7 protein-coding genes and 1 pseudogene are annotated in these 7,189 nt (G+C 56.8%); 5 read left to right on the top strand and 3 right to left on the bottom strand.

Going from position 1 to position 7,189, the window contains the following annotated elements; translation table 11 throughout:
- A pseudogene (locus ACLL9E_RS10015) lies at window positions 1–218 on the bottom strand (S9 family peptidase); the annotation flags it as partial.
- 85 nt (window positions 219–303) lie between these two features.
- Between ACLL9E_RS10015 and ACLL9E_RS10020 the strand changes: the two are divergent.
- Window positions 304–1,347: a retroviral-like aspartic protease family protein gene (locus ACLL9E_RS10020; protein WP_411291596.1), complete on the top strand. Its 1,044-nt coding sequence runs from the start codon at window positions 304–306 to the stop codon at window positions 1,345–1,347.
- 55 nt (window positions 1,348–1,402) lie between these two features.
- Entirely contained in the window at window positions 1,403–2,098 is a 696-nt protein-coding gene (gene pdeM, locus ACLL9E_RS10025) for a ligase-associated DNA damage response endonuclease PdeM (RefSeq protein WP_411291597.1), read from the top strand.
- Here the strand turns inward: pdeM and ACLL9E_RS10030 are convergent.
- Complete coding sequence (locus tag ACLL9E_RS10030; protein ID WP_411291598.1) at window positions 2,069–2,755, bottom strand: YggS family pyridoxal phosphate-dependent enzyme; 687 nt, start codon at window positions 2,753–2,755, stop codon at window positions 2,069–2,071. The genes pdeM and ACLL9E_RS10030 overlap by 30 nt on opposite strands.
- Before the next feature lie 23 nt (window positions 2,756–2,778).
- Here ACLL9E_RS10030 and ACLL9E_RS10035 point away from each other — a divergent pair, with 23 nt between their 5' ends.
- On the top strand, window positions 2,779–3,327 hold the full coding sequence (locus ACLL9E_RS10035) for a thiamine phosphate synthase (protein ID WP_411291599.1): 549 nt from the start codon (window positions 2,779–2,781) through the stop codon (window positions 3,325–3,327).
- On the opposite strand, the gene ACLL9E_RS10040 is transcribed toward ACLL9E_RS10035, so the two are convergent.
- A complete protein-coding gene (locus ACLL9E_RS10040; protein ID WP_411291600.1) occupies window positions 3,324–4,079 on the bottom strand; it encodes a hypothetical protein in 756 nt (251 codons plus the stop codon). The two genes, ACLL9E_RS10035 and ACLL9E_RS10040, sit on opposite strands and share 4 nt — an antisense overlap.
- Window positions 4,080–4,327: 248 nt before the next feature.
- On the opposite strand from ACLL9E_RS10040, the gene ACLL9E_RS10045 reads away from it, so the two are divergent.
- Both ACLL9E_RS10045 and leuS read left to right on the top strand, forming a co-directional pair.
- Window positions 4,328–4,771: a DUF3576 domain-containing protein gene (locus ACLL9E_RS10045; RefSeq protein WP_411291601.1), complete on the top strand. Its 444-nt coding sequence runs from the start codon at window positions 4,328–4,330 to the stop codon at window positions 4,769–4,771.
- A gap of 5 nt (window positions 4,772–4,776) precedes the next feature.
- The coding region (leuS, locus tag ACLL9E_RS10050) for a leucine--tRNA ligase (RefSeq protein WP_411291602.1) at window positions 4,777–7,189 on the top strand (2,413 nt) is incomplete at its 3' end.

The raw sequence follows: 7,189 nt of genomic DNA on the forward strand, positions 1-7,189 counted from the left end.
GTATTTGCAAACCGCGTTGCCACCAGCATCGATTTGTCGATGGGGTGCCATCCGGCAAAGCTGGCGGTCCGGAATTCCATATAGGGGCGCGTCTGAACGGGGAGCTCGTCTGGAATAGCCGGCATACCGTCAGCGACCAGCGCATCGGGCTTTGGTGCGTCCGCAAATGCAGGGATTATCGGCAGCGCCAAGGCCGCAATCAACAGAAGTTTTTTCATAATTATCCCCTTTTTGACATTCTCGGAGCCATGGCTAACGCAAAGCCCGCCGCGCAACAATTGGCTTTGTCGGAGCATCGACAAAATGCAGATTCTCTTCGACGGGCCATCTCTTGTAGCTGCGCGCAAACAGGCCTATTGTCGCAGGATTGGAGAATATGAAATGCGACACGCCGCTGTTGGGTTTTTGGGTCTGGTATTTAGCATGTCCGCGACGGCGCAGGATATACCGCAAACCGAAGCCCAAGCCGGCGCTGATATCGCTGCTATCACCGAGCAGTTCAACATTGACCGCAGCGACCGCATGACCGTCCAAGTCCGCGTCAATGGCAGCGAAGCGGTGCCGTTCATCGTCGACACAGGGGCAGAACGCACGGTCATTGCCAACGACTTGGCCCGCAAACTTGCATTGGAAGCTGGCCCGATCCTGACGCTCGCCACCATTTCGGGCCAGTATAAGGTCAACAGTTTCTTTATCGATTCGATCTCGACGGCATCGGTCAATCTTCAGGGCATTGAAGCGCCCGGCCTCGAGCGCGCTAACATTGGCGCTTATGGGCTATTGGGCATCGACAGCCTTGAAGATAACCGCGTTCACCTCGATTTTGCCAAACAGACGATGGATGTCCTGCCTTCGCGCAAAACACGTGGAAAAACGAAGCTGGAAAATGGCATGATCGTCGTTCAAGCCAAGCGAAAAGCTGGCCGGATGATCCTTTCAAGTGCCCAAATTGATGGCATGAAAGTCGACATCATATTGGACACTGGCGCGCAAAGCAGCATGGGCAATGTCGCGCTGCGCGATAAGTTGCGCCGCCGTGACCGGAATTTCGATTTTATTCCGGTGAAGATGCGCAGCGTTACTGGCACAATATTAAACGGCGGTTTCACCCAGATCCGCGAAATTGACATCGGTGGGCTGACTATTCAGGATTTGCCTATGACCTTTGCCGACAATTACGCATTTACGGCTTTGAACCTGCAAGACCGGCCAGCCATATTGCTTGGCATGGACGCCCTGCAACTTTTTGACCGCGTCCTGATCGATTTCAGCAATCGCCGCGTCGGTTTTGACCTACCCAAGGGCGTCGCGCGCCAACCAAATACGCGGGTAGCGCTTGGGTCGTAGGGTTTTGCCACCATCTGCTTGCAGTGGCGAACGACAATCCGCATAGGCGCAGATAATGGCGGATAGTTTTGAATTTGGCGGCGCGTGTTTTGAAGTGGTTGGAGAGGCTGCTTTGTACTGGCGCGCGCAGGAAGCACTGTTGGTGTCCGATCTACACCTCGAAAAGGCCAGCGCATTCGCGCTCAGCGGGCAGATGTTGCCGCCTTATGACAGCATAGCCACGCTTGAGGACATTGCGGCGCTCTGCAAAAAATATAGGCCAGCCAAGATCATCTCGCTTGGCGATAATTTCCACGACGATGACGGCGAGAGTAGGCTGGCGGATTCCGCAGCGGAATTGTTGGTCAATTTGGCCTGCGACACCGAATGGATCTGGATTACAGGCAACCATGACCGGGATGTCTCGGGCATTTGGGGGGGCAATGCGCGCGACGAGATGACCTTGTCCGGCATTACCCTTCGGCACGAGGCGCAGCGTGGTGACCCCAATCCCGAAATTTCGGGCCATTTCCATCCCAAATTCCGGCAAGTGCTGCGTGGACGGCTTGTGTCGCGGCGCTGCTTCGTCAAAAGTACGCGCAAGTTGATCATGCCGGCCTTTGGCACGCTGACCGGTGGTCTGGATGTTCAGGATATTGCTATCCTTCGGGCCTGCGACCTGTCGGATGGCGAGGGCGCAGACGCGTTGGTCGCAACGCGAACGGGTTTCGCACGCTTCCCATTATACAGCGCCGGTGCGTTCGCCAAATAGAGCCGTGCCAACGCGGACATAGGTTGCGCCAAGCATGATCGCGGTTTCGAAGTCATCGGACATGCCCATGCTCAGCTGCGCAAGATCGTGGCGCGCCGCCAGTTCAGCAAGCAACGCGAAAAAAGGTGCCGCCTCGACATTGGCAGGCGGAATGCACATGAGTCCCGCCACTGGAATGCCCTGTTCTTCGGCGGCACGGAGCATATCCGGCAAGTCCGCAACTGTGCAGCCGCCCTTCTGCTCTTCCGCGCCGATGTTGACTTGAATGAAGCAGGGTACTTGCCGCTGCTGTTTTTGCATCGCCTTGCCAAGCGCAACGACGAGCGACAGCCGGTCGACCGAGTGGATCATGTCGAACAACGCAACCGCTTCCTCGGCCTTGTTCGACTGCAACTGCCCGATAAGGTGTAGCTTTATATCCGGATGGCGTTCCTTGAGCGCAGGCCATTTGCTGGCGACTTCCTGAACGCGGTTTTCGCAGAACGCCATTTGACCTTGTTCAATGAGCGGCGCGATCTCTTCGGCCGAACGGGTTTTCGATACCGCAATGAGTTGAATATCTTCGGCTGGTCGCCGCGCCAGCCGGGCGGCGGCGTCAATGCGCGCGCGGATGGCTGTCAAACGGTCGGCGGATGTTTCTGATGTCGCTTCCTGCATAGTGCGCCGCTATAGGCAGAAGCATGCCGCGAAGCCAACCCCTGCCGAAAATCTGGCTGATGACCGACGCGCGCTTTGGCGACGATTTATTGCCCGCCATTCAGCGGCTTCCCGCGCGGTCAGGCGTGATATTCCGCCATTATCATTTGGCTACTCAACAACGCCGCAAACTGTTCCGTCAGGTGCTGCGGATTTGCCGGCGGCGCGGGCATATCTTACTGCTTGCTGGTGACGCGCGCATGGCTTTGCGCTGGCATGCCGATGGCTTTCATCACAGAAGCCGAGGAAATAGTGCCTTGATGCACAGTGCACCGGTCCATGATGCGCGCGAAATTGCAGAAGTAACGGCATTTTGTCCCGACCTCATATTTCTGTCACCGGTCTTTGCCACCAAAAGCCATCCGGGGGCTCGGCCGCTAGGTCCTCTGGCATTTGCACGGCTCGCACGTTTAGCCGGTAGGTCCCATGTGATTGCGTTGGGCGGAATGACCCGGCCAAAGGCAGACATGATGTCGCGGCGGATAATCCACGGGTGGGCCGCCATTGATACTTTCAGGAGAAAACAAGCCTAGAAGCGGATTTTCGTTCCGACATAGACCGCTTCGCTGTCCTTGCGGTTGTCCGCCAGCGGAATGACGCGGTCGTTTTCGCTCGCATAACGAACGCCAGCGGTGACATCAATCTTGCGGCTGATCGAGAAGCTGCCGCCAACATCAAGCTTATAATCGCCCGACGCCGCGCTGCCGCGCGCAGGCGGTGCCGTTTCGCTGTTTTGGTCCAGCTTTATGTTTGTGCTGAACTTGCTTGGCTTGTTTGGCGAATCATCAAGCCGGAAGCCGCCTTTGCCAAGTTCGCTCAATGGTGCCTTGGCGGGGCGCTGCTGACTCTTTGGCAAAGCAAAGTCCTGCCAACCTCTGGACGCCGTCAAACGATAGTCCACAGCCGCCAGACGAACAGCCTTGCCCGCGCCAACTTCGGTCGGGGCGACAACATTACGTATCGAAACAGCGCCAGCGGCGAGACGAGAATTGGCCCGTGCAGCTACCGTAATCGTCCGGCTGCGACCTTCGCCAGCGCTCGCTGGTGTGAACGGAAACCGAGCATTCGGCGCAGTTTGAGTCGCGGCAAATTTTTGTGCCAGTACATAGTCGCCACCAGCAGGTGTGAACATCGCCACCCAGTCAGGTCGCGCCCTTTGTTCTTCACCTGAACTCTTGGCAGCAAAGGCAGGAACAACCAGCGGCGACACGGCAAGCGACCCCATTGCAAGCAATGCTGCTGCAAAAGTTGCGTATTTCCGTTTTTGAGTACGCGCGTCGTTCATGGCCCTGTTTGCCGAGTCCTTTATATTTCAAAAAACCATACGCTTCATTTCGGCGATTCAAAAGAGGCGTAATTTTATTATCATGCCAATAACACGATTTGTGTCGAGATGTTGCATGATGTCCACAATCCCTGCCATAACCAAGCTGAGCACTACATGAATTGTAGCACGTTCAGCAGCCAGAAAGCTTGCTCCCGACAGCAAGCCGCTATAGAGCTTTCCCATATTTCATTGTTCGAGGACATATTATGCGCACCACTCGCCTGGCACTCATCGTTGCGACCGGCAGCCTATTAAGCCTGGGGCTTCTGTCCGGTTGTGGCGGCAGGGAGCGACCGCAGGCTGATTTGGCGGCAAGCCAGGTCACCACTATCGGCGTGAATAGCTATTTATGGCGCGCGTCGCTTGATGCTTTGTCTTTCATGCCATTGGTGCAAACCGACTCGGCTGGCGGTGTTATTGTGACCGATTGGTACGTGAACCCGCAGAGCCCGAGCGAACGCGTAAAGCTGACCATTTCTATTCTCGATCAGGACCTTCGTGCCGACGCATTGCGCGTTGCCGGCAGCCGCGAAGTCTCGCAAAATGGCCAGTGGGTCGCGGCACCCTTGCGTGCGGCAACTGTGCAGAAGCTTGAGGCAGTCATTCTCACCAAGGCGCGTGACCTTCGTCGGTCGTCCATCACCGGGTAATTTTTATGTCCAATGTAGAGCGTTTTAACCCGCACGTCGCCGACGCGCGGTGGCAAAAGATTTGGGAAGAACGCAGCAGCTTTGTTGCGGATGACCATTCGTCCAAACCGCGCGCTTATGTCTTGGAAATGTTTCCGTATCCGTCGGGCCGAATCCATATTGGCCATGTCCGCAACTACACGATGGGCGATGTACTGGCGCGCTATAAGCGGATGACCGGGCATGAGGTGCTTCATCCGATGGGGTGGGACGCCTTTGGCATGCCAGCCGAAAATGCGGCCATGGAGAAAAACGTCCACCCCGGCGGCTGGACGCGTGACAACATTGCCAACATGAAAGCACAGCTTAAGCGGCTGGGTTTCGCTATTGACTGGACGCGTGAACTCGCAACCTGTGAGCCTGAATATTATGGCCATGAACAGGCCTTGTTCCTGAAGCTCTATGCCGCTGGCCTTGTATATCGCAAGGAATCGGCGGTGAACTGGGACCCTGTTGACATGACCGTGCTCGCCAATGAGCAAGTCATAGATGGCAAGGGCTGGCGGTCAGGCGCGCCGGTTGAGCGCCGCAAGCTGAGCCAATGGTTCCTGAAAATTACCGACTTTGCCGAGGACTTGCTTGCTGGCCTCGGGTCGCTTGACCAATGGCCCGATAAGGTGCGGTTGATGCAGGAAAACTGGATCGGCAAGTCGCAAGGGTTGAAATGTACCTTCGGTTTCCCCGGCGGCACTGGCGGCATCGATGTATTTACCACGCGCCCCGATACGATGTTCGGCGCGAGCTTTTTAGCCATCGCCGCCGACCATCCGGTTGCGCAAAAACTCGCTGCCAATGCGCCGGACCTACAGACCTTTATCGAAGAATGCCGCAAAGGTGGAGCAACCGCTGCTGACATTGAAACCGCCGAAAAGCGCGGGTTCAACACGGGGCTGACGGTCGAACACCCGTTGGATGCCAGCTGGCACCTGCCGGTCTATGTCGCCAATTTCGTGTTGATGGATTATGGTACAGGCGCGGTCTTTGGATGTCCGGCGCATGACCAGCGCGATCTCGATTTTGCCCGTAAATATCATTTGCCCGTGACCCGCGTCGTTGCCGATGGTGATCTGACCGATAGTGCCTTTGCAGGCGATGTGGCCTTTACTGGCCCGGGCACAATCGTGAATTCGCACTGGATGAACGGCATGACGATTGATCAGGCCAAGGCAGACGTCATTGCCCGCGCGCATGCTGAAGGCTGGGGTGAAGGCCAGACCCAATATCGGCTGCGTGACTGGGGTGTTTCGCGGCAGCGTTATTGGGGCACGCCAATCCCCATCATCCATTGCCAGGCGTGCGGTGCAGTTCCGGTGCCCAATGATCAGTTACCGGTAGTCTTGCCCGAAGATGTCAGTTTCGACATCCCCGGGAACCCGCTGGATCGCCACCCGACATGGAGCAAGGTCGACTGCCCGAAATGCCGTCAGCCTGCGCGCCGGGAAACCGAAACGCTCGATACCTTTGTCGATTCAAGCTGGTATTTCATTCGCTTTGCAAGCCAGCCAGTCGATAAGCCTTTCGATCGCGCAGTTGCGGAAAAATGGCTTCCGGTGGACCAATATATTGGCGGTGTCGAACACGCCATTTTGCACTTGCTCTATGCCCGGTTCTGGACGCGGGCGTTGAGCCATATTGGGATGATCGATGTGCAGGAGCCGTTCGCGTCTTTGTTCACGCAAGGCATGGTCACGCACCAGACCTATCAGGATGCAAACGGGACGTGGCTAACCCCTGATCAGGTGCGGCGTGATGGAGACAAATGGACCATAATCGACAGCGGCGCGCCCGCCGTCGCAGGGCGCATCGAGAAGATGTCCAAGTCGAAGAAAAACGTCGTCGATCCAGATGACATCGTCGATCAATATGGCGCCGATGCCGTACGCTGGTTCATGTTGTCCGACAGCCCGCCCGAACGCGATCTCGAATGGTCCGAGGCTGGCATCGAGGGCTGCTGGCGTTTTGTGCAGCGCCTTTGGCGGCTGACCGCGCAAGTGAGCGGAGCGCAAGGCACAGATAAGGCTCTGGACCGCAAAACGCATCAGGTGATCGCTGGTGTCGGCGCAGATATTGAGGCGCTCGCGTTTAACAAGGCCGTGGCCAAAATATACGATCTGGCCAATGCGATTGAGAAAGCCGAGCCATCGGCCAGCCGCGATACCGCCATCCGCAACATCGTGCTGCTGTCTGCCCCAATGGTACCGCATCTGGCGGAGGAAGCATGGACGCGGCTTGGTGCCGATTCAGGCGAGAACCTGATTGCAGACGCCCCTTGGCCAGAGGTTGACCCTGCCTTGCTTGAAGAAGACGAGGTTACCATTGCCATTCAGGTCAGAGGCAAGTTGCGCGACACGCTGACCGTGGCGAAGGGTTTATCTCAAG

Origin of the sequence: Sphingorhabdus sp., from assembly GCF_046596595.1 — a bacterium.
Classification (GTDB): Bacteria; Pseudomonadota; Alphaproteobacteria; order Sphingomonadales; family Sphingomonadaceae; genus Sphingorhabdus_B.